The sequence below is a fragment of the Microbacterium tenebrionis genome (assembly GCF_020682665.1).
Classification (GTDB): domain Bacteria; phylum Actinomycetota; class Actinomycetes; order Actinomycetales; family Microbacteriaceae; genus Microbacterium; species Microbacterium tenebrionis.
In genome coordinates this window covers 28,910-48,674 of the sequence record NZ_JAGTTM010000001.1, presented here as the reverse complement: position 1 = coordinate 48,674, position 19,765 = coordinate 28,910, and the positions used below count along the sequence as shown (strand labels likewise).

The following is a 19,765-nucleotide window of genomic DNA, read 5'->3' as shown; positions in this document are numbered from 1 at the left end:
CGCCGTGAACCGCCGTACGCGCCGCCGCCCGCTGGGAACGACCCTCCTGCTCGCAGGAGCGGTCGTCCTGGCGGTCGTCGGCGCGCCCGGCACGATCGCGTACCTGACCGATCAGGCCACGATCCCCGGAGCTACGGTGAGCACGGGCACTGCCGAGCTGACGGTGAGCGCGGTCGGCGCGCAGGCCGCGACAGTCGTCTACCCGGGAGGGCCCGCCACACGGCTGCATCCGACAGCGGCGCCCACGGTGACGAACACGGGCATGGTTCCCCTCGCCGTCACCGTCACGCCGAGCGCGAGCGGGGCCGCGCCGACGAACTTCGCGGGATCGGTGCTCGTCTCCGTCGCGCTGCAGACCTCGTCATCGTGTGCGGCCACTCCGCCGGCGGGGACATGGTCGGGTACGTCGGGATCCGTCAGCGGCGCCCTGGTGACACTGGCACCGGGCCAGTCCCGCACTCTCTGCGCCTGGCAGCAGCTCCCGACCACCGCCCCGAACGGCTCGTCCGCACAGACCGCAGCGATCGCCCTCGTCCTGACAGGAGCCCAGCAATGAGAGTCCTGCGCAGCCGCCGAGGAATCGCCGCGATCGCGGTGGCCGCTGCGGTGCTGATTGCCGTGCCGACGACGGCCTACGCCTATTGGGTCGTCACCGCTCAGGCGACCGCGACGGCGCGCAGTGCGACCTTCTCGATCGCCGGACCTCAGAACACCAGCGTGTCACTCGCGGGATCCGCCGCAGACCTGCTCGGGTTCAGCGGCTCGAATTACGCATCGTTCAGCGTCACCAACACGGGCGCGGTCGCGTGGGCGAGTGTCGATGTGGCGTTACCGCAGACCGTCGCATTCATCGCTCCCGCAGTCGTGACGCTCGGTGCAGCCGTGGTCGCGCCGAGCGCCTCGTGCCCGACGCGCGCCGCGGACTACGCTGCGGTGCCCGCCACGATCCCCGCCGCACTCGCGCCGGGCGCCGCTGCGAAGATCTGCACGCGGATCGACTACTCCAGACTTTCCATGAGCAACCGCAACTCAGCCATGACAGCGCAGCTCACCGTCACGCCGAGACTGCACAACTGGGCCGTCGCATCGGCCCCCGCCGTGCTGACCGTCTCGGCCCCGAACGCCGGTATCGGCAAGTGCACCTCCGGAACGTCGTTCGGGTTCGATCCTTCGGCGAGCGTCGCCATCGTCGCCCCTGCAACGGGCGACTACCGACTGTTGGTCGACGGAGCTCAGAGGTCCCAGGCGCGACTGACAGTCGATCAGGAATCCACGTTCACTGTGGATGCGCAGTTGTTCAGGCCCAAGGACAACATGTCGGTACTGATTCAGCGTCAAGTCGGCTCGACGTGGGTGAACGTCGCGGATGCCAGAATGAGCCGAAAAAGCTTCGAGCCGATGAAATGCACATGATGCACCGTGCCGCCGTCGTCGCCGCGCTCGTACCGCTCCTCGCGGGTGCGGTCGCGCCGGCCGCCTCCGCATCGACGTCTGCCTCCACGGACTCGGCGCTTCCCCTGGAGTACTCCGTCGACGGCGTCACCTGGGCGGCTGCATCCGCACCGCTGCTGCCCCCGACGTGGCGACCCGTCCCCGGCAGCACGCACGTCTCGACCGTCTATCTGCGCAGCGCGCACGATTCCGCATCGAACGTCGCCATCTTTCTCGATGAGGCGTCCTCGCCGTCCGCAACCCTCCTCGAGGCCGTGCATGTGACCGGTGCCGTTGCGAACAGCGTCGCCCTCGATGCGTTCGATCGCTGCCGTCCTCTCCAGACCGCGCGACTTGCGCCGGGTGAGAGCCTCCCCGTGACCGCGACCGTGACAGTCGATCCGTCGCTGACGACCGACCAGCGGACGTCCCTGAGGCTGTCGCTCGCCGTGGCCATGAGCGACACGTCGGTGACGCCCCGTCCGGCTGGCTGCCAGGCGGCAGCCGCGGTCGACGTCGCACCGCTCGCACTGACGGGCCAGGACGCCCGGCCTCTCGCATTCCTCGCCGCCCTGGGCGCCGTCGGAGTCATCCTCGGCATCGTCTTCAGCAGGCGACGCCGGGAATCCGGTCACTCATGATCGCGGTGCACGAGGACGCGACCGAGACCGCGGAGGCGCCGCAGCCGGTGGATGCCGACACCGAGCAGCGCGTGTCCTGGTGGCGGATGCTCCTCGGCGGCGCCTCCTGGGCGCTGCTCGTGGCGATGATCGCCCTCGCCGCCGCAGTCATCGTCGTCCCCGCGGTCACCGGCGCGAAGACCTACACCGTGCTGACCGGTTCGATGGAGCCCACGTACCCGCCGGGCACGCTCGTCGTCGTGCGCCCCGTCGCCCCTGACGAGCTGTCGATGGGCGACGTCATCACGTTCCAACTCCGGTCAGGCGAGGCGCAGGTGGCGACGCACCGGATCGTGGGCGTGGGGGCGGACGCCACGGGCGAGCCGCTGTTCGTCACACGAGGCGACGCCAACAACGTCGACGACGAGGATCCGGTACGCCCCGTGCAGGTCATCGGGAAGCTCTGGTACGCGGTGCCGTACATCGGGTGGGTGAACAACGTGATCAACGGATCGGCTCGCGCGTGGGCCATCCCCATCGCCGCGGTGGGGTTGTTCGCCTACGGCGCGGTCATGGTCCTGCACGCTGCGCGGGAGCGCAGACGGGGTTCTCGGGCCGCACGCGCTGAGGCGTGAGGATGCCGACGCCGCGGCGCAGTTTGTGACGACCCTGTGCAAAGGGGCACCGACGATGCAGAATGTAGGGGTCGGCATTCGCCGGCGCGACGACCGCAAAAGGGGGACCCGCATGGGTATCGATGACCTGGTGAACAAGGGCAAGGGCCTGTACGAGCAGAACAAGGAAAAGGTCGACGGAGCTCTCAAGAGCGACCAGGCCGAGGACATCAGCGACAAGGTCCTCGACGGCGTCGCCGACTTCGCCAAGAAGATCGCCCCCGGAGCATCCGAGAAGATCGACGAGATCCGCGACGCGGCCGACAAGTCGATCGGAAACGAGTAAGAGAATCCTCGAAGGCGGCGCACCATCGGGTGCGCCGCCTTCGCAGTGTCCGCGTGGCATCCGAGCGCGACACGCCCGGGTTTGCGCAAGTGAAATCCGGCATGGCAGAATAGACAGGTTCCACATTCCGGCGGTGCGCAGTGCGCGCCTCACGGATCACTGCCAGGGCAGTGCATAGACGGCATCCGTTCTCCCGAACATGAGGATGCAGGGTTCTAGGCCGCGGGCAGCAGAACGACACCACCTCCACCAGGAGGTTCTGCCGTGCGCCGAGAGGTGTGCGGGCTGACAGAAGAACAGTGGTGCGCATCCCTTCGACAGTCATGTCGTCGGGGGAGTGCCTGGCGCGAACAGCGCCGACGTGCGTCCAATGCCCCTGGGTCATCCGATCCAGGCCGGTACGACGCCTTAAAGAGAGTGAGCAGACAATGGCGGGACAGAAGATCCGCATTCGCCTGAAGTCGTATGACCACGAGGTCATCGACACGTCGGCGCGCAAGATCGTCGACACCGTGACCCGTGCGGGCGCGACTGTCGTCGGCCCCGTGCCGCTTCCGACGGAGAAGAACGTGGTCGCCGTGATCCGTTCTCCCCACAAGTACAAGGACAGCCGCGAGCACTTCGAGATGCGCACCCACAAGCGTCTGATCGACATCGTCGACCCGACGCCGAAGGCTGTCGACTCGCTGATGCGCCTCGACCTCCCGGCCGACGTCAACATCGAGATCAAGCTGTAAGGGGTCTGGAATGGTTGACATCAACGCAAAGATTTCGAAGGGGATGCTGGGCACCAAGCTCGGCATGACCCAGGTGTGGAACGCGGACGGCAAGCTCGTCCCCGTCACCGTCATCGAGCTGGCTCCGAACGTGGTCACCCAGGTGCGTACTCCCGAGAAGGACGGCTACAACGCCGTTCAGATCGCCGCCGGCCAGATCGACCCCCGCAAGGTGAACAAGCCGCTCACCGCCCACTTCGAGGCTGCTGGCGTCACGCCGCGCCGCCACGTCACCGAGATCCGCACCGCGGATGCTGCTGACTACTCACTCGGTCAGGAGATCACGGTCGACGGCGTGTTCGAGGCGGGCCAGCTGGTCGACGTCGTCGGCACCAGCAAGGGCAAGGGCACCGCGGGTGTCATGAAGCGCCACAACTTCAAGGGCGTCTCGGCATCGCACGGTGCACACCGCAACCACCGCAAGCCCGGTTCGATCGGCGCATCGTCGACCCCGAGCCGCGTCTTCAAGGGCATGCGCATGGCCGGCCGTATGGGTGGCGAGCGCGTGACCGTCCTCAACCTGACGGTGCACGGCATCGACGCCGAGAAGGGTCTGCTGCTCGTCAAGGGCGCCGTCCCCGGTGCTCGTGGCCGCGTCGTCTACGTCCGCAACGCAGTGAAGGGGGCCTAGTCCATGACTGACTCGACTCTCGCGCTCGACGTCCTCAAGGCCGACGGCAAGAAGGCAGGCTCCATCGAGCTGCCCGCCGCGCTCTTCGACGTCAAGACGAACATCCCGCTCATCCACCAGGTCGTCGTCGCGCAGCTCGCGGCGGCTCGCCAGGGCACGCACTCGACCAAGCGTCGTGGCGAGGTCTCCGGCGCTGGCCGCAAGCCCTTCAAGCAGAAGGGTACGGGTAACGCCCGCCAGGGCTCGATCCGCGCGCCGCACATGACAGGCGGTGGCATCGTCCACGGCCCGAAGCCGCGTGACTACTCGCAGCGCACCCCCAAGAAGATGATCGCCGCCGCCCTCCTGGGCGCGCTCAGCGACCGTTTCCGCGGTGAGCGCCTGCACGCCATCGAGTCGTTCGGCATCGACGGCGTCCCGTCGACCAAGGCCGCCGCGAAGTTCCTCGCGACCGTCGCCACGTCCAAGAACATCCTGGTCGTGACCGAGCGCAACGACGAGCTGACCACCAAGAGCATTCGGAACCTCTCGAACCTCCACGTGATCAGCTTCGACCAGCTCAACGCCTACGACGTGCTCGTCTCCGACGACATCGTCTTCACCCAGGCCGCTCTCGAGGGCTTCATCGCCTCCAAGACCGGCGCAACCGAGGAGGTCTCGGCATGACCGAGCAGAACGGCGCCCTCCAGACGGCGTTCAACAAGGACCCCCGCGACATCATCCTGAAGCCGGTCGTCTCTGAGAAGAGCTACTCGCTGATCGACGAGGGCAAGTACACGTTCCTCGTCGACCCGCGCGCGTCGAAGACCGAGATCAAGCTCGCCATCGAGAAGATCTTCGATGTCAAGGTCGCGTCGGTCAACACGATCAACCGCGTCGGCAAGGCCCGTCGCACCCGCTTCGGCACCGGTAAGCGCAAGGACACCAAGCGCGCCATCGTGAGCCTGAAGTCGGGCACCATCGACATCTTCACGGCAATCGGCTGATCCGGGGGATAAAGGACAATCATGGCTATTCGCAAGTACAAGCCCACGACCCCGGGTCGCCGTGGCTCGTCGGTGGCTGACTTCGCCGAGATCACTCGATCGACGCCCGAGAAGTCGCTGCTGCGCCCGCTCTCGAAGACCGGTGGTCGCAACAACCAGGGCCGCATCACGACCCGTCACATCGGTGGTGGCCACAAGCGCCAGTACCGTGTCATCGACTTCCGTCGCAATGACAAGGACGGCGTCAACGCCAAGGTCGCTCACATCGAGTACGACCCCAACCGCACCGCGCGCATCGCGCTGCTGCACTACTTCGACGGCGAGAAGCGCTACATCCTCGCGCCGAACAAGCTGAAGCAGGGCGACATCATCGAGAACGGTGCATCGGCTGACATCAAGCCGGGCAACAACCTTCCGCTGAAGAACATCCCGACCGGTACGGTGATCCACGCGATCGAGCTCCGCCCCGGCGGCGGCGCCAAGCTCGCGCGTTCGGCCGGTGCATCCGTCCGTCTCGTCGCGAAGGACGGCCCGTACGCGCAGCTCCGCCTGCCCTCGGGTGAGATCCGCAACGTCGACGCACGCTGCCGCGCCACCATCGGCGAGGTCGGCAACGCCGAGCAGTCGAACATCAACTGGGGCAAGGCCGGCCGCAAGCGCTGGAAGGGCGTCCGCCCGACCGTCCGCGGTGTCGCGATGAACCCGGTCGACCACCCGCACGGTGGTGGTGAGGGCAAGACGTCCGGTGGACGTCACCCGGTCACCCCCTGGGGTCAGGCTGAGGGTCGTACCCGTCACGCCAACAAGGAAAGCGACAAGTACATCGTGCGTCGTCGCACCGCCGGCAAGAAGCGCAAGTAGGAGTAGAAGAAGATGCCACGGAGTCTCAAGAAGGGCCCCTTCGTCGACGAGCACCTGCTTCGCAAGGTCGTCGTGCAGAACGAAGCCGGTACCAAGAACGTCATCAAGACCTGGTCTCGCCGGTCCATGATCATCCCGGCCATGCTGGGTCACACGATCGCGGTCCACGACGGTCGCAAGCACATCCCTGTGTTTGTCACCGAGACCATGGTCGGTCACAAGCTGGGCGAGTTCGCGCCCACCCGCACCTTCCGCGGCCACGAGAAGGACGACAAGAAGGGCCGTCGCCGCTGACGCGGGGACGATAGAGGAGAGAGAAATGGTGGAGTCCATCGCACGCGTGCGACACATCCGCGTGACCCCTCAGAAGGCTCGTCGTGTCGTCGCGCTCATCAAGGGCAAGCAGGCCCAGGAAGCTCTGGCGATCCTCAAGTTCGCCCCTCAGAGCGCCAGTGAGCCGATCTACAAGCTTGTCGCGTCGGCCATGGCCAACGCGCAGGTGAAGGCGGATCGCGACGGCGAGTTCCTCGACGAGCAGGACCTGTACGTGGCCAACGCGTACGTCGACGAGGGCACGACGCTCAAGCGTTTCCGCCCCCGCGCTCAGGGTCGCGCTTTCCAGATCAAGAAGCGCACGAGCCACATCACGGTCGTGCTCTCGACGCCCGAGGCCGCTGCTGCGACCGACGGCGACAGCAAGAAGAAGGCGAGCAAGTAATGGGCCAGAAAGTAAACCCGTACGGCTTCCGCCTCGGAATCACCACGGACCACGTGTCCCGTTGGTTCTCGGACTCGACGAAGCCGGGCCAGCGTTACGCCGACTACGTGGCCGAGGACGTCAAGATCCGCAACCTCCTGAAGACCCAGCTCGACCGGGCCGGCGTCTCCAGCATCGAGATCGAGCGCACTCGTGACCGCGTCCGCGTCGACATCCACACCGCCCGTCCGGGCATCGTGATCGGTCGTCGTGGCGCCGAGGCCGAGCGCATCCGCGGCGACCTCGAGAAGCTCACCGGCAAGCAGATCCAGCTGAACATCCTCGAGGTCAAGAACCCCGAGGCCGACGCTCAGCTCGTCGCACAGGGCATCGCCGAGCAGCTGTCTGCTCGCGTGGCGTTCCGTCGTGCGATGCGCAAGGGTCTGCAGGGCGCTCAGCGCGCCGGCGCCAAGGGCATCCGCATCCAGGTCTCCGGCCGCCTCGGCGGCGCGGAGATGAGCCGCTCGGAGTTCTACCGCGAGGGCCGTGTGCCGCTGCACACGCTGCGCGCGAACATCGACTACGGCTTCTACGAGGCGAAGACCACCTTCGGCCGCATCGGCGTGAAGGTCTGGATCTACAAGGGCGACCTCACCAACAAGGAGCTCGCTCGCGAGCAGGCCAACCAGAAGCCTTCGCGCGACCGTGGCGGCGACCGCCGTCGTGGCCCGCGCAACGAGGCCCCTGTTGCAGAAGGAGCGTCGGCATAATGCTCATCCCCCGTAAGGTCAAGTTCCGCAAGCAGCACCACCCGGGTCGTTCGGGTCAGGCTACCGGCGGCACGAAGGTCTCCTTCGGAGAGTTCGGCATCCAGGCCCTCACCCCCGCTTACGTGACGAACCGTCAGATCGAGGCTGCTCGTATCGCGATGACCCGTCACATCAAGCGTGGTGGAAAGGTGTGGATCAACATCTACCCCGACCGTCCGCTCACGAAGAAGCCCGCCGAGACCCGCATGGGTTCCGGTAAGGGTTCCCCCGAGTGGTGGGTCGCAAACGTCAAGCCGGGTCGCGTCCTCTTCGAGGTCGCCGGAGTCAGCGAGGAGCTCGCACGCGAGGCCCTGACCCGAGCCATTCACAAGCTGCCGCTCAAGGCACGCATCATCAAGCGCGAGGAGGGCGACGCGTAATGGCGATCGGCACCAAGGAGCTCGCTCCGGCAGAGCTCGACACGTTCGAAGACCAGCGCCTCGTTGAGGAGCTGCGCAAGGCCAAGGAGGAGCTGTTCAACCTCCGTTTCCAGTCGGCCACCGGCCAGCTGGAGAGCCACGGCCGCATCCGCGCCGTCAAGCGCGACATCGCACGCCTGTACACGGTGATCCGCGAGCGCGAGCTCGGCATCCGTGCGACACCGGCTCCGGTCGAGGCTCCGGCCAAGAAGGCGACCAAGTCGAAGGCGAAGAAGACCGAGGACACCTCGGCCGACGCCGAAGGGAAGGCTGAATAATGGCCAAGAAGGAAGCTGAAGCTCCCGTCTCGCACGACGTGCGCGACGAGGACGCTCGCGGTTACCGCAAGACGCAGCGCGGCTACGTCGTCAGCGACAAGATGGACAAGACCATCGTCGTCGAGGTCGAGGACCGCGTGAAGCACCCCCTGTACGGCAAGGTCATCCGCCGCACGGAGAAGCGCAAGGTGCACGACGAGAACAACTCGGCCGGCATCGGCGACCTCGTCGTCATCAGCGAGACCCGTCCGCTCAGCGCCACCAAGCGCTGGCGTCTGGTCGAGATCGTCGAGAAGGCCAAGTAAGCCCTCGGCTTGCTTAAGGAGTAATAGTGATTCAGCAGGAATCCCGCCTCAAGGTCGCCGACAACACCGGCGCGAAGGAGCTGCTCACGATCCGCGTTCTCGGTGGCTCGCGCCGTCGCTACGCCGGTCTGGGCGACACCATCGTCGCCACCGTCAAGGACGCGATCCCGGGCGGCAACGTGAAGAAGGGCGATGTCGTCAAGGCGGTCATCGTCCGCACCGTGAAGTCCACGCGCCGTCCCGACGGCTCGTACATCAAGTTCGACGAGAACGCCGCCGTCATCCTGAAGAACGACGGGGAGCCCCGCGGCACCCGTATCTTCGGCCCGGTCGGTCGTGAGCTTCGTGACAAGAAGTTCATGAAGATCGTCTCGCTCGCCCCGGAGGTTATCTGATCATGGCGAACATCAAGAAGGGTGACCTGGTTCAGGTCATCACCGGCGCCAAGCAGGAGCGCGGCGGCGACCGCGGCAAGCAGGGCAAGGTCCTCGAGGTCCTCGCCGAGCAGAACCGCGTCATCGTCGAGGGCGTGAACTACATCACCAAGCACACCCGCGTCGGACAGACGCAGCGTGGCACCAAGACGGGCGGCATCGAGACTCTCGAGGCTCCCATCCACATCTCGAACGTCGCACTCGTCGACCCCGAGACCAAGAAGCCGACCCGTGTCGGCCGCCGGGTCGAGGAGCAGACCAAGGACGGCGTCAAGCGCACCGTTCGCGTGCGCTACGCGAAGAAGTCAGGTAAGGACCTCTGATGAGCACCGACACTGCCGCGCCGGCTGGCAAGATCCAGCCGCGCCTGAAGCAGAAGTACAAGGCCGAGATCCAGCAGAAGCTGCAGGATGAGTTCGGCTACCAGAACGTGATGCAGATCCCCGGCCTCGTCAAGGTCGTCGTCAACACCGGTGTCGGTGAGGCGGCTCGCGACAGCAAGGTGATCGATGGCGCGGTCGACGACCTCACCAAGATCACCGGCCAGAAGCCGATCGTCACGAAGGCCCGCAAGTCCATCGCGCAGTTCAAGCTGCGCGAGGGCCAGGCCATCGGCGCGCACGTCACCCTCCGCGGCGACCGTGCGTGGGAGTTCATCGACCGCCTGGTCTCGCTCGCCCTGCCCCGCATCCGCGACTTCCGCGGACTGTCGGCCAAGCAGTTCGACGGACACGGCAACTACACCTTCGGTCTCCAGGAGCAGAGCGTGTTCCACGAGATCGATCAGGACAAGATCGACCGCGTTCGCGGCTTCGACATCACGGTCGTCACCTCGGCGAAGACGGATGACGAGGGTCGGGCTCTGCTCCGCCACCTCGGCTTCCCGTTCCAGTCGGAGGACGCCAAGGCGTGACGCTTCGAACCCCCGCCCGTCCGGGCGGGGGTTCCGCGTGCCTTACAATTGAAGATTGTGTGTTCACGAAGGTCGGCGTCTGTGTAACGGGCGTCGAAACCTCATGATCGAAAGAAGAAGAATATGACAATGACAGACCCGGTCGCAGACATGCTGACCCGTCTGCGCAACGCGAACTCGGCGCACCACGACACTGTGTCGCTCCCGTCGAGCAAGCTCAAGACGCACATCGCCGACATCCTCCAGCAGGAGGGCTACATCGCCGGCTACGAGGTCACCGACGCCCGCGTCGGCCAGAACCTCACCCTCACGCTGAAGTACGGCCCCAACCGTGAGCGTTCCATCGCGGGCATCAAGCGCGTCTCGAAGCCCGGTCTTCGCGTCTACGCGAAGTCCACGGAGCTCCCCAAGGTCCTCGGCGGCCTCGGCGTGGCCATCCTGTCCACCTCCTCCGGTCTCCTCACGGACCGTCAGGCCGAGCAGAAGGGCGTGGGCGGAGAAGTTCTCGCCTACGTGTGGTAATTCGACATGTCGCGTATCGGACGACTTCCCATCGAGATCCCCGCGGGCGTGACCATTTCGGTCGATGGCCGTGCGGTCGCGGTGAAGGGCCCCAAGGGTGAGCTCACCCTCAACGTGGCCAGCCCCATCGAGGTCGCGGTCGAGGACAACCAGGTGGTTGTCACCCGTCCCGACGACGAGCGCGAGTCGCGGTCGCTCCACGGCCTGACCCGCACGCTCATCAACAACAACATCATCGGCGTCACCCAGGGCTACACCAAGGGCCTCGAGGTCGTCGGCACCGGCTACCGCGTGCAGCAGAAGGGCAGCTCGGTCGAGTTCGCCCTCGGCTTCTCGCACCCGGTCCTGATCGACCCGCCCGCGGGCATCACCCTGACGGTCGAGGGCACCAACAAGCTCACGGTCAGTGGCATCGACAAGCAGGCTGTCGGCGAGGCAGCTGCGAACATCCGCAAGATCCGCAAGCCCGAGCCGTACAAGGGCAAGGGCGTGCGCTACGCCGGCGAGGTCGTGCGTCGCAAGGCCGGAAAGGCTGGTAAGTAATCATGGCTGTGAAGTCGAAGTCCGACGCCCGCGCGCGTCGTCACGCCCGCCTTCGCAAGAAGATCGAGGGCACCGAGGCGCGTCCGCGTCTGGTCGTCAACCGTTCGGCCCGCCACGTCTTCGTCCAGCTGGTCGACGACAGCAAGGGCCACACCGTCGCCTCGGCATCCACGCTCGAGACCGAGCTGCGCTCGTTCGACGGTGACAAGACCGCCAAGGCCCGCAAGGTCGGCGAGCTCGTCGCCGAGCGTGCGAAGGCAGCCGGTGTCACCGAGGTCGTGTTCGACCGCGGTGGAAACCGCTACGCCGGTCGCGTCGCGGCCATCGCCGACGGCGCCCGCGAAGGGGGGCTGGCACTGTGAGTGACAACAAGGAGAACGAAGTGACCGAAACGGCTGCTGCGGCTCCCGAGACGGCCGCTGCCACCGAGGCAGCCGAGCCCGCTCGCGAGCAGCGCGAAGGCCGCCGCGGCGGCCGTGACCGCAACCAGGGCGGCCGCGACCGCAACTCGCGCGACCGCGGCGACAACCAGTTCCTGGAGCGCGTCGTCACCATCAACCGCGTCTCGAAGGTCGTGAAGGGTGGACGCCGGTTCAGCTTCACCGCTCTCGTGGTCGTCGGTGACGGCAACGGTCTGGTCGGCGTCGGCTACGGCAAGGCCCGCGAGGTGCCCCTGGCGATTTCCAAGGGTGTCGAAGAGGCCAAGCGGAACTTCTTCCGCGTGCCCCGCGTCGGCACCACGATCCCGCACCCGGTGCAGGGCGAGGCCGCTGCCGGCGTCGTGCTGCTGCGTCCGGCCGCTGCCGGTACCGGTGTCATCGCCGGTGGTCCCGTCCGCGCCGTGCTCGAGTGCGCCGGTGTCCACGACGTCCTGTCGAAGTCGCTCGGCTCGTCGAACACGATCAACATCGTGCACGCGACCGTCGAGGCCCTCAAGAGCCTCGAGGAGCCGCGCGCCGTCGCCGCTCGTCGTGGTCTCGACTACGACGCCGTCGTTCCGGGCATCATCATCCGCAACGAGGCAAAGGCCGCCGCTGCGGCTGCTGCGAAGGTAGGTGCCTGATGGCCGCCCGTCTGAAGGTGACCCAGATCAAGTCCAAGGTGAGCGAGAAGCAGAACCAGCGCGACACGCTGCGCAGCCTCGGTCTCAAGCGCATCGGTGACACCACCGTTCGCCCCGACGACGCGCAGACGCGCGGCTACGTCAAGACCGTCGCCCACCTCGTCAAGGTTGAGGAGATCGACTAATGGCTGAGAAGAACGAGGCCGTGGAGGCGGAGAAGGCCACCAAGGCTCCCGCCAAGAAGGCCGCCGCTCCCAAGGCTGCTGCCGAGAAGAAGCCGGCCGCCAAGAAGGCTCCGGCGGGGGCTGCTGCCGCAGCCAAGGCCCCCAAGGCCGAGGCTGCCCAGAAGCCCGCTGCCAAGAAGGCCGCTCCGTCGGCGGATGCTTCGGCATCCCGCCCCGGCGTCCTCAAGGTCCACCACCTGCGTCCCGTCCCCGGCGCCAACACCGCGAAGACCCGTGTCGGTCGCGGTGAGGGCTCGAAGGGCAAGACCGCCGGTCGCGGCACCAAGGGCACCAAGGCCCGCAACACCGTTCGGGTCGGCTTCGAGGGTGGGCAGATGCCGCTGCACATGCGCACCCCGAAGCTGCGCGGGTTCAAGAACCCGTTCCGCGTCGAGTACCAGGTCGTGAACCTGGCCAAGCTCGCGGAGCTCTACCCCCAGGGCGGCGATGTCACCGTCAGCGATCTGGTCGCCAAGGGCGCCGTTCGCAAGAACGAGAAGGTCAAGGTTCTCGGCGACGGCGACATCGACGTGAAGCTCACCGTCTCGGTCGACAAGGTCTCGGGTTCTGCCGAGCAGAAGATCGTGGCTGCGGGCGGATCCGTCAAGTAACCGCGTCAGAGAGGGGTCGGAGATTCTCCGGCCCCTCTCTGCGTTACGCTGGTCTTTCGGCCGTCCGTCGCGGACCGGCTACCCCTTTCTGGAGGAACGCCCTTGTTTAGCGCTATCGCGCGGATCTTCCGCACCCCCGACCTGCGTCGGAAGATCGGTTTCACTCTGGCGATCATCGCCATCTACCGGCTCGGCTCTCACGTGCCTGCTCCGTTCGTGCACTTCCCGAACGTCGAGGAATGCCTCCGCATCAACGCAGGCACAGAGGGCCTGCTGAGCCTGGTCAATCTCTTCTCCGGCGGTGCGCTGCTGCAGCTGTCGATCTTCGCCCTCGGCGTGATGCCGTACATCACGGCGACCATCATCACCCAGCTCCTGCGCGTGGTCATCCCGCACTTCGAGGCGCTGCACAAGGAGGGGCAGGCCGGCCAGGCCAAGCTCACCCAGTACACCCGTTACCTCACGATCGCACTCGCACTGCTGCAGTCGACGACCCTGGTGACGGTGGCCCGCAGCGGCCAGCTCTTCGGCACGACCGACGTCGCGGCCTGCCAGCAGCTGCTCACGAACGACGTCTGGTGGGCGCAGCTGCTCATCATCATCGCCATGACCGCCGGTACCGGCCTCATCATGTGGTTCGCCGAGCTCGTCACCGAGCGCGGCATCGGCAACGGCATGTCGCTGCTCATCTTCACCTCGATCGCCGCGACCTTCCCGGCCGCGATGTGGACGATCTTCGAGACCAACGGGTTCGAGACGTTCCTGCTCGTCCTCGCGATCGGCATCGTCGTCACCGGGCTCGTCGTCTTCGTCGAGCAGTCGCAGCGACGTGTGCCGGTGCAGTACGCCAAGCGCATGGTCGGCCGGCGCACGTACGGCGGCACGAACACCTACATCCCGATCAAGGTGAACATGGCGGGTGTCATCCCGATCATCTTCGCCTCGTCGCTGCTGTACATCCCGATGCTCGTCGCCCAGTTCAACACTCCGCAGGACGGCTCGGAGCCAGCCGCATGGGTGCTCTGGGTCTCGCAGTACTTCACGACGGGCGATCACCCGCTGTACATGATCGCGTACTTCCTGCTGATCATCGGGTTCGCCTACTTCTACGTCGCGATCACGTTCAACCCCGTCGAGGTCGCGGACAACATGAAGAAGTACGGCGGCTTCATCCCCGGCATCCGTGCCGGGCGTCCGACGGCCGAGTACCTCGACTACGTCATCACCCGCATCACGTTCCCCGGTTCGATCTACCTGGGTCTGATCGCGCTCATCCCGCTCGTCGCCCTGGCGACGGTCGGCGCCAACCAGAACTTCCCGTTCGGCGGCGCATCGATCCTCATCATCGTCGGTGTGGGTCTCGAGACGGTCAAGCAGATCGACGCACAGCTCCAGCAGCGCCACTACGAAGGGCTTCTCCGTTGACAGCATCCGCACGACTTCTCATCGTCGGCCCGCAGGGCTCAGGCAAGGGCACGCAGGGCGTGCGCATCGCTGAGGCCTTCGGCATCCCGGTCGTCTCGACCGGTGACATCTTCCGCGCCAACATCAAGGGCGGAACCGAGCTCGGCCAGCAAGTCACGGCGATCCTCGATCGCGGCGACCTTGTGCCGGACGAGCTGACCGGTGAGATCGTGCGGGACCGCCTGTCGCAGGATGACGCGCAGTCGGGCTTCCTGCTGGACGGCTACCCCCGGAACGTCGCGCAGGTCGGCCACCTTGACGAGTTCCTCAGCGCGCGCGGCGAGGCTCTGGATGCCGTCATCCTGCTCGACGTCCCGCGCGAGGAGAGCATCGCGCGGCTGTCGCTGCGCGCACAGGAGCAGGGCCGTTCGGACGACACCGAAGAGGCGATCGCGCACCGACTGGAGATCTACGAGAACGAGACCGCCCCGATCCTCGCCGTGTACGGCGAGCGCGGGATCGTCGACCGCATCGACGGCATCGGCTCGCTGGACGAGATCACCGAGCGCATCACCTCGGTGCTCGCCGCGCGCGGCCTGACGCTCGCCTCCTGACGCTGACCATCTGACGCTCGCCGCCTGACGTGTTCCGCCGCTCGATCTACAAGACGCCCGCCCAGCTGCGGGCGATGGTGGAGCCCGGGCTCATCACCGCGGCGTCGCTGGATGCCGCCGGAGCGGCCGTCGCCGCCGGCGTGACGACGGCTGCGGTCGACGAAGCGGCCTCGGCCGCAGTGCTCGCTCGCGGTGCCGAGTCGAACTTCAAGCTCGTGCGCGGCTACCACCACACGACGTGCATCTCGGTGAACGAGCAGGTCGTGCACGGCATCCCCGGTTCTCGTGTTCTGGAGCCGGGCGACATCGTGTCGGTGGACTCCGGTGCGCAGTACCAGGGCTGGAACGGCGACAGCGCACGGACCTTCATCGTCCCGGATCCCGCGCGACCTGATCTCGTGGCGGCGCGCGAGGAGCTGTCGCGGGTCACGGAGGGCTCGATGTGGGCGGGGATCGCGGCGATGGCGTCGGCTCGTCATCTCGGGGATATCGGCGCGGCGATCCAGGACTACATCGAGGCGCAGGGGGAGTACGGCATCCTGCGCGAATACGTCGGGCACGGCATCGGCCGCAAGATGCATGAGGCGCCGAGCGTGTTCAACTACCGCACTCCCGACCCCGGCGCCGAGGTCAAGCCCGGGCTCGTGCTGGCGATCGAGCCGATGGTGACCGCCGGGTCCGACCAGACGTTCGTCGAGGACGACGACTGGACGGTGTCGACGGTCGACGGCAGCGACGGCAGCCACTGGGAGCACTCCGTCGCCGTTCACGCGGACGGCATCTGGGTCCTGACGGCTGCAGACGGCGGTGCCGCCGGCCTCGCTCCCTTCAACGTCACCCCCACCCCCATCCCGTAGCCCGCGCCCCCTAGCCTCCGCCCGCGCCCCGCCCCCGCTCCCCCTTCGCGAGACGGGGCTTCTGGCATGAGACGGGTGTGGGTGACACGGGTCTCGTGCTGCAAACCTCGTCTCGCCGGTGTGTCTCTCTACCTCCACAGCGAGGTGCGGCCGCGAGTGGTTGTGAATAAGCGTCGGGAGAGAGCGCTGGTCGGCAGAATGTGCGGATGCCGTTGCTCATGTCCGACCGTGCCCAGCTCGTATCGCCCTTGCCGATCCATTCCCGCGAGGAGGTTCGGATGCTCGGCATCAGCCTGCACCCGTCGACGTGGGTACGGATTCGCAAGGGGTTGTATGTTGAGCGTGCGGCGTTCGAGAAGCTGTCGCCTTGGGATCGGTACGCGGTCCGCGTGCACGCCTACGTGCGGATGCATCCGACGGCGGTGCTCTGTCTGGAGTCGGCGGCACTCGTCCTCGGCATCCCCGGGTTCGACGAGCCGAAAGACATCCATGTCTTCGATCCGGACCTGCCCAAGACCTGGCGCCACGCCGACGCGCTCACGCATACGAGCGTCGACCCCCGCGAGATCGTCGTGGTCTCCGGCATCCGCGTGACCGGCTTGCGTGACACGATCGTCGATCTGGCACGGGTTGCGCAGCCCGCCCACGCGCTGGCGATGACGGACGCCGCGATCTCGCCTGTACAGGGCGGGGGAGCCGTGCTGGGCGATCTCATCGAACGCGCGGAGGATCAGCGCAACCGGCGCGGCAGGGCCCGGATGCGATGGGTGCTCGAGAATGCGGATGCGCGAGCGGAATCACCGCCAGAGAGCGTGAGCCGTGCCGTCATGCTCTGGAGCGGTTACGAGAAGCCGGAGCTGCAGCGGGAGTTCTCGTACGACGGATTCCGCGATCGTTCGGACTTCTACTTCCCTTCCTGCCGTGCGATCGGTGAGGTCGACGGGTGGAGCAAGTACGAACTCGAAGAGCCTGAGAAGGCTGGCGAGCGGCTGAAGGACGAGAAGCGCAGGGAGGACCGACTACGGCGGCGGGGGCATCCGTTCGCGCGATGGGAGCCGCGTGACGTTTGGCAGGTGGCTCCGATGTGCCTGGCGCTCGATGCCATCGGCATCCCCGTGGTCGAACCGCCCCAACCTGCGATGCTCGCGACTCTGCGCCGCAACCCGCGTGCCAAACTCCGGACCCGCCGCTGAGCCATTCTCCCTCTGTCGGGGCGCGAGACGGGGCTTGCAGCACGAAACCCTTGTCAGCAACACACGTCTCGTGCCACAAACCCCGTCTCGCGGAAATGCAGGGGGAGGGCAGAGGGAGGGCGGGGAGAGGGAGGGCGAGGGGGGAGGGGGCTCACAAGCGGGGCATAGGATTGCGCGGGAAGATTGAGCATCCCCTTGCACTGACCCGCTCACAGCGCGGGCCTCGAAGAACGGAAGAGCATGGCTGCTGCCGCCAAGAGCAACACCAACTGGTTCGCGATCGGAATCTCCGCCGCTGTCGTCGTCGTCCTCGTGGCCCTCGGAGGCCTCGTGGTGTTCCTGAACAACCAGGCCACGTCCCCGGGAACGGCGCCCAAGAGTGCCATCGTGAACGAGGAGACCGGCGCGATCACGTTCGGCACGGGCGACACCGAGATCGACACGTTCGTCGACTTCATGTGCCCGATCTGCGGCGACTTCGAGGACACCTACGGCGCGGCCCTTCAGGATGCTGCGGCGAACGACGACATCACGCTGAACCTGCACCCGATCTCGATCCTCGACCGCTACTCGCAGAACACCGAGTTCTCGACCCGCGCCGCGGCATCCGTCTACTGCGTCGCCGCCGAGGCCCCCGACTCCACGCTCGACTACTTCAACCTGCTGTTCGAGAACCAGCCGGCTGAGAACACCCCCGGTCTTTCGGACGAAGAGCTCGCAGCATTCGCCGATCAGGTCGGAGCAGGCGCAGCCGCCGATTGCATCGCCGACGGCACCTACAAGCGGTTCGTCACGTCGCAGACGAACCAGCACGACATCCAGGGCACGCCGACCGTCGAGATCGACGGGGAGCGCATCGAGAACTCCGAGATCGGCACCCGTCTCGCCGACATCCTCGGCTGATATCCAGGATCCCGCGACGGGCCGCTCCATTCGGGGCGGCCCGTTCCGGTACCCGAGTTGCCGGGCGGCACCATAGCGGATAAGATAGACCGTTGGTGCCGTGCGCCCTGTTTCGGCGTGTCCGTCAGTGCGGGCATCACAATCATCCATCCACCGCAGATCGACCGATCTGCAGAAGCGTCAGCGAGGCTATGGCTAAGAAAGACGGTGTCATCGAGATCGAGGGTGTCATCTCCGAGGCTCTGCCCAACGCGATGTTCCGCGTTGAGCTCACCAACGGACACAAGGTGCTCGCCACGATCTCCGGAAAGATGCGGCAGAACTACATCCGCATCATCCCTGAGGACCGCGTGGTCGTGGAGCTCAGCCCCTACGACCTGACCCGCGGCCGCATCGTCTACCGCTACCGCTGATCGGTCGAGAAGTAACACCCCAGGCGCTTCCGCCTGCCCGGTGAAGACAGCGAACAGGAAACATCATGAAGGTCAACCCCAGCGTCAAGCCCATCTGCGATCACTGCAAGGTGATCCGCCGTCACGGCCGCGTCATGGTGATCTGCAAGAGCAACCCCAGGCACAAGCAGCGGCAAGGCTGACGCCTCACCGCCACTCGTGCCAGTCGCGCAGTGCTCGTAAGCCCGGCAGAGCCGGGGAGCAGCGCCAGGGCCGATCGAACAGATCTGACTCAAAACTCAATACGAAACAGGCAGGGTCAAGAAGCCGCGCGAGCGGCGGACACCTCGGGACAGAGGCCCGGGTCCACATCCTGCCCCACACCTCTACTCAACTCAGGAGAACCGCATGGCACGTCTTGCCGGCGTTGACATCCCGCGCGACAAGCGCGTGGTGATCGCCCTTACCTACATCTACGGCGTCGGCCGTACCCGCTCGGTCGAGATCCTCAAGGCCACCGAGATCGACGAGTCGATCCGCGTCAAGGACCTCACCGACGACCAGCTCATCGCACTCCGCGACTACATCGAAGGCAACTACAAGGTGGAGGGTGACCTGCGCCGCGAGGTCGCCGCAGACATCCGCCGCAAGGTCGAGATCGGCTCCTACGAGGGCCTCCGCCACCGTCGTGGCCTCCCGGTCCGCGGTCAGCGCACCAAGACCAACGCCCGTACCCGCAAGGGCCCGAAGCGCACCGTCGCCGGCAAGAAGAAGGCCCGCTAAGCAGCGGCCAGGGAATAGGAGAACACTTTCATGGCTGCACCCAAGGCCGCCGCGCGCAAGCCGCGCCGCAAGGAGAAGAAGAACATCGCGCTGGGCCAGGCCCACATCAAGTCGACGTTCAACAACACCATCGTCTCGATCACCGACCCGTCCGGCGCTGTCATCAGCTGGGCATCGTCCGGTGGCGTGGGCTTCAAGGGCTCGCGCAAGTCGACCCCGTACGCCGCTGGTATGGCTGCCGAGTCGGCCGCTCGCCAGGCTCAGGAGCACGGCGTCAAGAAGGTCGACGTCTTCGTGAAGGGTCCCGGCTCCGGCCGCGAGACCGCGATCCGCTCGCTCACGGCCGCAGGCCTCGAGGTCGGTTCGATCCAGGACGTCACCCCGCAGGCGCACAACGGCTGCCGCCCGCCGAAGCGTCGCCGCGTCTGATCCGCTGCAGCGAGGGATGCTCCGGCATCCCTCGCTCTGCCCGTCGCGGGCACTGACTTCCACAACTCAAGACCTCACCCACCACATGTCATATAGCGGGCATGTGA

34 protein-coding genes are annotated in these 19,765 nt (G+C 66.5%); all 34 read left to right on the top strand.

The features are described 5' to 3' along the window. The first annotated feature begins 4 nt into the window (after nt 1-4). Entirely contained in the window at nt 5-556 is a 552-nt protein-coding gene (locus KEC56_RS00310; protein ID WP_227529349.1) for a hypothetical protein, read from the top strand. Further along, complete coding sequence (locus KEC56_RS00305; protein WP_227529348.1) at nt 553-1,413, top strand: hypothetical protein; 861 nt, start codon at nt 553-555, stop codon at nt 1,411-1,413. Before KEC56_RS00310 ends, KEC56_RS00305 begins: the two co-directional genes overlap by 4 nt. Beyond that, a complete protein-coding gene (locus KEC56_RS00300; protein WP_227529347.1) occupies nt 1,410-2,072 on the top strand; it encodes a hypothetical protein in 663 nt (220 codons plus the stop codon). The genes KEC56_RS00305 and KEC56_RS00300 overlap by 4 nt, the downstream gene beginning before the upstream one ends. Further along, nucleotides 2,069-2,686, top strand: coding sequence for a signal peptidase I (locus KEC56_RS00295; protein ID WP_227529346.1), 618 nt, complete (start codon nt 2,069-2,071; stop codon nt 2,684-2,686). The genes KEC56_RS00300 and KEC56_RS00295 overlap by 4 nt, the downstream gene beginning before the upstream one ends. A 112-nt stretch (nt 2,687-2,798) precedes the next feature. Then, nucleotides 2,799-3,011 carry a hypothetical protein gene (locus KEC56_RS00290; RefSeq protein WP_227529345.1) on the top strand — a complete coding sequence of 71 codons (213 nt, stop codon included), beginning with the start codon at nt 2,799-2,801 and terminating at the stop codon, nt 3,009-3,011. A 428-nt stretch (nt 3,012-3,439) separates the two neighbouring features. Continuing rightward, nucleotides 3,440-3,748 (top strand): 30S ribosomal protein S10, encoded by a 309-nt coding sequence (gene rpsJ, locus KEC56_RS00285; protein WP_085018734.1) that lies wholly within the window; start codon nt 3,440-3,442, stop codon nt 3,746-3,748. 10 nt (nt 3,749-3,758) lie between these two features. Continuing rightward, complete coding sequence (gene rplC, locus KEC56_RS00280) at nt 3,759-4,418, top strand: 50S ribosomal protein L3 (protein ID WP_175985197.1); 660 nt, start codon at nt 3,759-3,761, stop codon at nt 4,416-4,418. A 3-nt stretch (nt 4,419-4,421) separates the two neighbouring features. Then, nucleotides 4,422-5,084 (top strand): 50S ribosomal protein L4, encoded by a 663-nt coding sequence (gene rplD, locus KEC56_RS00275; RefSeq protein WP_175985199.1) that lies wholly within the window; start codon nt 4,422-4,424, stop codon nt 5,082-5,084. Then, nucleotides 5,081-5,404: a 50S ribosomal protein L23 gene (gene rplW / locus KEC56_RS00270; RefSeq protein ID WP_175985201.1), complete on the top strand. Its 324-nt coding sequence runs from the start codon at nt 5,081-5,083 to the stop codon at nt 5,402-5,404. Before rplD ends, rplW begins: the two co-directional genes overlap by 4 nt. Before the next feature lie 21 nt (nt 5,405-5,425). Beyond that, nucleotides 5,426-6,265, top strand: coding sequence for a 50S ribosomal protein L2 (gene rplB / locus KEC56_RS00265; protein ID WP_175985203.1), 840 nt, complete (start codon nt 5,426-5,428; stop codon nt 6,263-6,265). 12 nt (nt 6,266-6,277) lie between these two features. Then, the gene (gene rpsS / locus KEC56_RS00260) at nt 6,278-6,559 is read left to right on the top strand and encodes a 30S ribosomal protein S19 (protein WP_120229702.1); all 282 of its coding nucleotides are present in this window, start codon (nt 6,278-6,280) and stop codon (nt 6,557-6,559) included. Between the two features lie 25 nt (nt 6,560-6,584). Further along, on the top strand, nt 6,585-6,983 hold the full coding sequence (rplV, locus tag KEC56_RS00255; RefSeq protein WP_175985206.1) for a 50S ribosomal protein L22: 399 nt from the start codon (nt 6,585-6,587) through the stop codon (nt 6,981-6,983). Further along, on the top strand, nt 6,983-7,732 hold the full coding sequence (rpsC, locus tag KEC56_RS00250; RefSeq protein ID WP_175985208.1) for a 30S ribosomal protein S3: 750 nt from the start codon (nt 6,983-6,985) through the stop codon (nt 7,730-7,732). Before rplV ends, rpsC begins: the two co-directional genes overlap by 1 nt. Beyond that, nucleotides 7,732-8,151, top strand: coding sequence for a 50S ribosomal protein L16 (rplP, locus tag KEC56_RS00245; protein ID WP_175985209.1), 420 nt, complete (start codon nt 7,732-7,734; stop codon nt 8,149-8,151). The genes rpsC and rplP overlap by 1 nt, the downstream gene beginning before the upstream one ends. Further along, nucleotides 8,151-8,468, top strand: a complete 318-nt coding sequence (rpmC, locus tag KEC56_RS00240) for a 50S ribosomal protein L29 (RefSeq protein WP_175985212.1) — start codon at nt 8,151-8,153, stop codon at nt 8,466-8,468. The genes rplP and rpmC overlap by 1 nt, the downstream gene beginning before the upstream one ends. After that, nucleotides 8,468-8,773, top strand: a complete 306-nt coding sequence (gene rpsQ, locus KEC56_RS00235) for a 30S ribosomal protein S17 (protein ID WP_175985214.1) — start codon at nt 8,468-8,470, stop codon at nt 8,771-8,773. The genes rpmC and rpsQ overlap by 1 nt, the downstream gene beginning before the upstream one ends. A 26-nt stretch (nt 8,774-8,799) precedes the next feature. Continuing rightward, nucleotides 8,800-9,168: a 50S ribosomal protein L14 gene (gene rplN / locus KEC56_RS00230; protein ID WP_053097479.1), complete on the top strand. Its 369-nt coding sequence runs from the start codon at nt 8,800-8,802 to the stop codon at nt 9,166-9,168. Between the two features lie 2 nt (nt 9,169-9,170). Further along, nucleotides 9,171-9,530: a 50S ribosomal protein L24 gene (rplX, locus tag KEC56_RS00225; protein WP_175985216.1), complete on the top strand. Its 360-nt coding sequence runs from the start codon at nt 9,171-9,173 to the stop codon at nt 9,528-9,530. Further along, on the top strand, nt 9,530-10,120 hold the full coding sequence (rplE, locus tag KEC56_RS00220) for a 50S ribosomal protein L5 (RefSeq protein ID WP_175985218.1): 591 nt from the start codon (nt 9,530-9,532) through the stop codon (nt 10,118-10,120). The genes rplX and rplE overlap by 1 nt, the downstream gene beginning before the upstream one ends. A gap of 123 nt (nt 10,121-10,243) precedes the next feature. After that, entirely contained in the window at nt 10,244-10,642 is a 399-nt protein-coding gene (gene rpsH, locus KEC56_RS00215) for a 30S ribosomal protein S8 (protein WP_175985220.1), read from the top strand. A 6-nt stretch (nt 10,643-10,648) separates the two neighbouring features. After that, entirely contained in the window at nt 10,649-11,185 is a 537-nt protein-coding gene (gene rplF / locus KEC56_RS00210) for a 50S ribosomal protein L6 (protein WP_175985222.1), read from the top strand. Between the two features lie 2 nt (nt 11,186-11,187). Next, the gene (gene rplR, locus KEC56_RS00205; protein WP_175985224.1) at nt 11,188-11,547 is read left to right on the top strand and encodes a 50S ribosomal protein L18; all 360 of its coding nucleotides are present in this window, start codon (nt 11,188-11,190) and stop codon (nt 11,545-11,547) included. Then, complete coding sequence (gene rpsE / locus KEC56_RS00200; protein WP_175985226.1) at nt 11,544-12,248, top strand: 30S ribosomal protein S5; 705 nt, start codon at nt 11,544-11,546, stop codon at nt 12,246-12,248. The genes rplR and rpsE overlap by 4 nt, the downstream gene beginning before the upstream one ends. Beyond that, the gene (gene rpmD, locus KEC56_RS00195) at nt 12,248-12,433 is read left to right on the top strand and encodes a 50S ribosomal protein L30 (protein ID WP_017201575.1); all 186 of its coding nucleotides are present in this window, start codon (nt 12,248-12,250) and stop codon (nt 12,431-12,433) included. The genes rpsE and rpmD overlap by 1 nt, the downstream gene beginning before the upstream one ends. Next, nucleotides 12,433-13,083: a 50S ribosomal protein L15 gene (gene rplO / locus KEC56_RS00190; protein ID WP_227529344.1), complete on the top strand. Its 651-nt coding sequence runs from the start codon at nt 12,433-12,435 to the stop codon at nt 13,081-13,083. Before rpmD ends, rplO begins: the two co-directional genes overlap by 1 nt. 102 nt (nt 13,084-13,185) lie before the next feature. After that, entirely contained in the window at nt 13,186-14,508 is a 1,323-nt protein-coding gene (secY, locus tag KEC56_RS00185) for a preprotein translocase subunit SecY (RefSeq protein ID WP_227529343.1), read from the top strand. Then, nucleotides 14,505-15,101: an adenylate kinase gene (locus tag KEC56_RS00180; RefSeq protein ID WP_227529342.1), complete on the top strand. Its 597-nt coding sequence runs from the start codon at nt 14,505-14,507 to the stop codon at nt 15,099-15,101. The genes secY and KEC56_RS00180 overlap by 4 nt, the downstream gene beginning before the upstream one ends. A 29-nt stretch (nt 15,102-15,130) precedes the next feature. Further along, nucleotides 15,131-15,958: a type I methionyl aminopeptidase gene (gene map / locus KEC56_RS00175; RefSeq protein ID WP_227529341.1), complete on the top strand. Its 828-nt coding sequence runs from the start codon at nt 15,131-15,133 to the stop codon at nt 15,956-15,958. A 278-nt stretch (nt 15,959-16,236) separates the two neighbouring features. Further along, entirely contained in the window at nt 16,237-17,151 is a 915-nt protein-coding gene (locus tag KEC56_RS00170; protein ID WP_227529340.1) for a type IV toxin-antitoxin system AbiEi family antitoxin, read from the top strand. A gap of 240 nt (nt 17,152-17,391) precedes the next feature. Further along, on the top strand, nt 17,392-18,054 hold the full coding sequence (locus tag KEC56_RS00165; protein ID WP_227529339.1) for a DsbA family protein: 663 nt from the start codon (nt 17,392-17,394) through the stop codon (nt 18,052-18,054). Nucleotides 18,055-18,245: 191 nt separating this feature from the next. Further along, nucleotides 18,246-18,467, top strand: a complete 222-nt coding sequence (gene infA / locus KEC56_RS00160) for a translation initiation factor IF-1 (RefSeq protein ID WP_028496510.1) — start codon at nt 18,246-18,248, stop codon at nt 18,465-18,467. Nucleotides 18,468-18,532: 65 nt separating this feature from the next. Beyond that, nucleotides 18,533-18,649, top strand: coding sequence for a 50S ribosomal protein L36 (gene rpmJ, locus KEC56_RS00155; RefSeq protein WP_005050492.1), 117 nt, complete (start codon nt 18,533-18,535; stop codon nt 18,647-18,649). Between the two features lie 205 nt (nt 18,650-18,854). After that, nucleotides 18,855-19,229, top strand: a complete 375-nt coding sequence (rpsM, locus tag KEC56_RS00150) for a 30S ribosomal protein S13 (protein ID WP_130498114.1) — start codon at nt 18,855-18,857, stop codon at nt 19,227-19,229. Nucleotides 19,230-19,259: 30 nt separating this feature from the next. Continuing rightward, on the top strand, nt 19,260-19,658 hold the full coding sequence (gene rpsK, locus KEC56_RS00145) for a 30S ribosomal protein S11 (RefSeq protein WP_033106075.1): 399 nt from the start codon (nt 19,260-19,262) through the stop codon (nt 19,656-19,658). Nucleotides 19,659-19,765 lie beyond the last annotated feature (107 nt).

What these genes read in the sequence shown, in the direction of transcription:
- rpmJ (WP_005050492.1), top strand. Translation starts at nt 18,533, where the DNA reads ATGAAGGTCAACCCCAGCGTCAAGCCCATCTGCGATCACTGCAAGGTG.
- rplO (WP_227529344.1), top strand. Translation starts at nt 12,433, where the DNA reads ATGGCTGAGAAGAACGAGGCCGTGGAGGCGGAGAAGGCCACCAAGGCT.
- rpmC (WP_175985212.1), top strand. Translation starts at nt 8,151, where the DNA reads ATGGCGATCGGCACCAAGGAGCTCGCTCCGGCAGAGCTCGACACGTTC.
- KEC56_RS00300 (WP_227529347.1), top strand. Translation starts at nt 1,410, where the DNA reads ATGATGCACCGTGCCGCCGTCGTCGCCGCGCTCGTACCGCTCCTCGCG.
- KEC56_RS00295 (WP_227529346.1), top strand. Translation starts at nt 2,069, where the DNA reads ATGATCGCGGTGCACGAGGACGCGACCGAGACCGCGGAGGCGCCGCAG.
- rplP (WP_175985209.1), top strand. Translation starts at nt 7,732, where the DNA reads ATGCTCATCCCCCGTAAGGTCAAGTTCCGCAAGCAGCACCACCCGGGT.
- KEC56_RS00165 (WP_227529339.1), top strand. Translation starts at nt 17,392, where the DNA reads ATGGCTGCTGCCGCCAAGAGCAACACCAACTGGTTCGCGATCGGAATC.
- rplW (WP_175985201.1), top strand. Translation starts at nt 5,081, where the DNA reads ATGACCGAGCAGAACGGCGCCCTCCAGACGGCGTTCAACAAGGACCCC.
- rplE (WP_175985218.1), top strand. Translation starts at nt 9,530, where the DNA reads ATGAGCACCGACACTGCCGCGCCGGCTGGCAAGATCCAGCCGCGCCTG.
- rpsM (WP_130498114.1), top strand. Translation starts at nt 18,855, where the DNA reads ATGGCACGTCTTGCCGGCGTTGACATCCCGCGCGACAAGCGCGTGGTG.
- rplD (WP_175985199.1), top strand. Translation starts at nt 4,422, where the DNA reads ATGACTGACTCGACTCTCGCGCTCGACGTCCTCAAGGCCGACGGCAAG.
- rplB (WP_175985203.1), top strand. Translation starts at nt 5,426, where the DNA reads ATGGCTATTCGCAAGTACAAGCCCACGACCCCGGGTCGCCGTGGCTCG.
- rplX (WP_175985216.1), top strand. Translation starts at nt 9,171, where the DNA reads ATGGCGAACATCAAGAAGGGTGACCTGGTTCAGGTCATCACCGGCGCC.
- rplR (WP_175985224.1), top strand. Translation starts at nt 11,188, where the DNA reads ATGGCTGTGAAGTCGAAGTCCGACGCCCGCGCGCGTCGTCACGCCCGC.
- infA (WP_028496510.1), top strand. Translation starts at nt 18,246, where the DNA reads ATGGCTAAGAAAGACGGTGTCATCGAGATCGAGGGTGTCATCTCCGAG.
- rpsK (WP_033106075.1), top strand. Translation starts at nt 19,260, where the DNA reads ATGGCTGCACCCAAGGCCGCCGCGCGCAAGCCGCGCCGCAAGGAGAAG.
- rplC (WP_175985197.1), top strand. Translation starts at nt 3,759, where the DNA reads ATGGTTGACATCAACGCAAAGATTTCGAAGGGGATGCTGGGCACCAAG.
- rpmD (WP_017201575.1), top strand. Translation starts at nt 12,248, where the DNA reads ATGGCCGCCCGTCTGAAGGTGACCCAGATCAAGTCCAAGGTGAGCGAG.
- rpsH (WP_175985220.1), top strand. Translation starts at nt 10,244, where the DNA reads ATGACAATGACAGACCCGGTCGCAGACATGCTGACCCGTCTGCGCAAC.
- rpsQ (WP_175985214.1), top strand. Translation starts at nt 8,468, where the DNA reads ATGGCCAAGAAGGAAGCTGAAGCTCCCGTCTCGCACGACGTGCGCGAC.
- KEC56_RS00305 (WP_227529348.1), top strand. Translation starts at nt 553, where the DNA reads ATGAGAGTCCTGCGCAGCCGCCGAGGAATCGCCGCGATCGCGGTGGCC.
- rpsS (WP_120229702.1), top strand. Translation starts at nt 6,278, where the DNA reads ATGCCACGGAGTCTCAAGAAGGGCCCCTTCGTCGACGAGCACCTGCTT.
- rplF (WP_175985222.1), top strand. Translation starts at nt 10,649, where the DNA reads ATGTCGCGTATCGGACGACTTCCCATCGAGATCCCCGCGGGCGTGACC.
- rpsC (WP_175985208.1), top strand. Translation starts at nt 6,983, where the DNA reads ATGGGCCAGAAAGTAAACCCGTACGGCTTCCGCCTCGGAATCACCACG.
- rplV (WP_175985206.1), top strand. Translation starts at nt 6,585, where the DNA reads ATGGTGGAGTCCATCGCACGCGTGCGACACATCCGCGTGACCCCTCAG.
- KEC56_RS00170 (WP_227529340.1), top strand. Translation starts at nt 16,237, where the DNA reads ATGCTCGGCATCAGCCTGCACCCGTCGACGTGGGTACGGATTCGCAAG.
- KEC56_RS00290 (WP_227529345.1), top strand. Translation starts at nt 2,799, where the DNA reads ATGGGTATCGATGACCTGGTGAACAAGGGCAAGGGCCTGTACGAGCAG.
- rpsJ (WP_085018734.1), top strand. Translation starts at nt 3,440, where the DNA reads ATGGCGGGACAGAAGATCCGCATTCGCCTGAAGTCGTATGACCACGAG.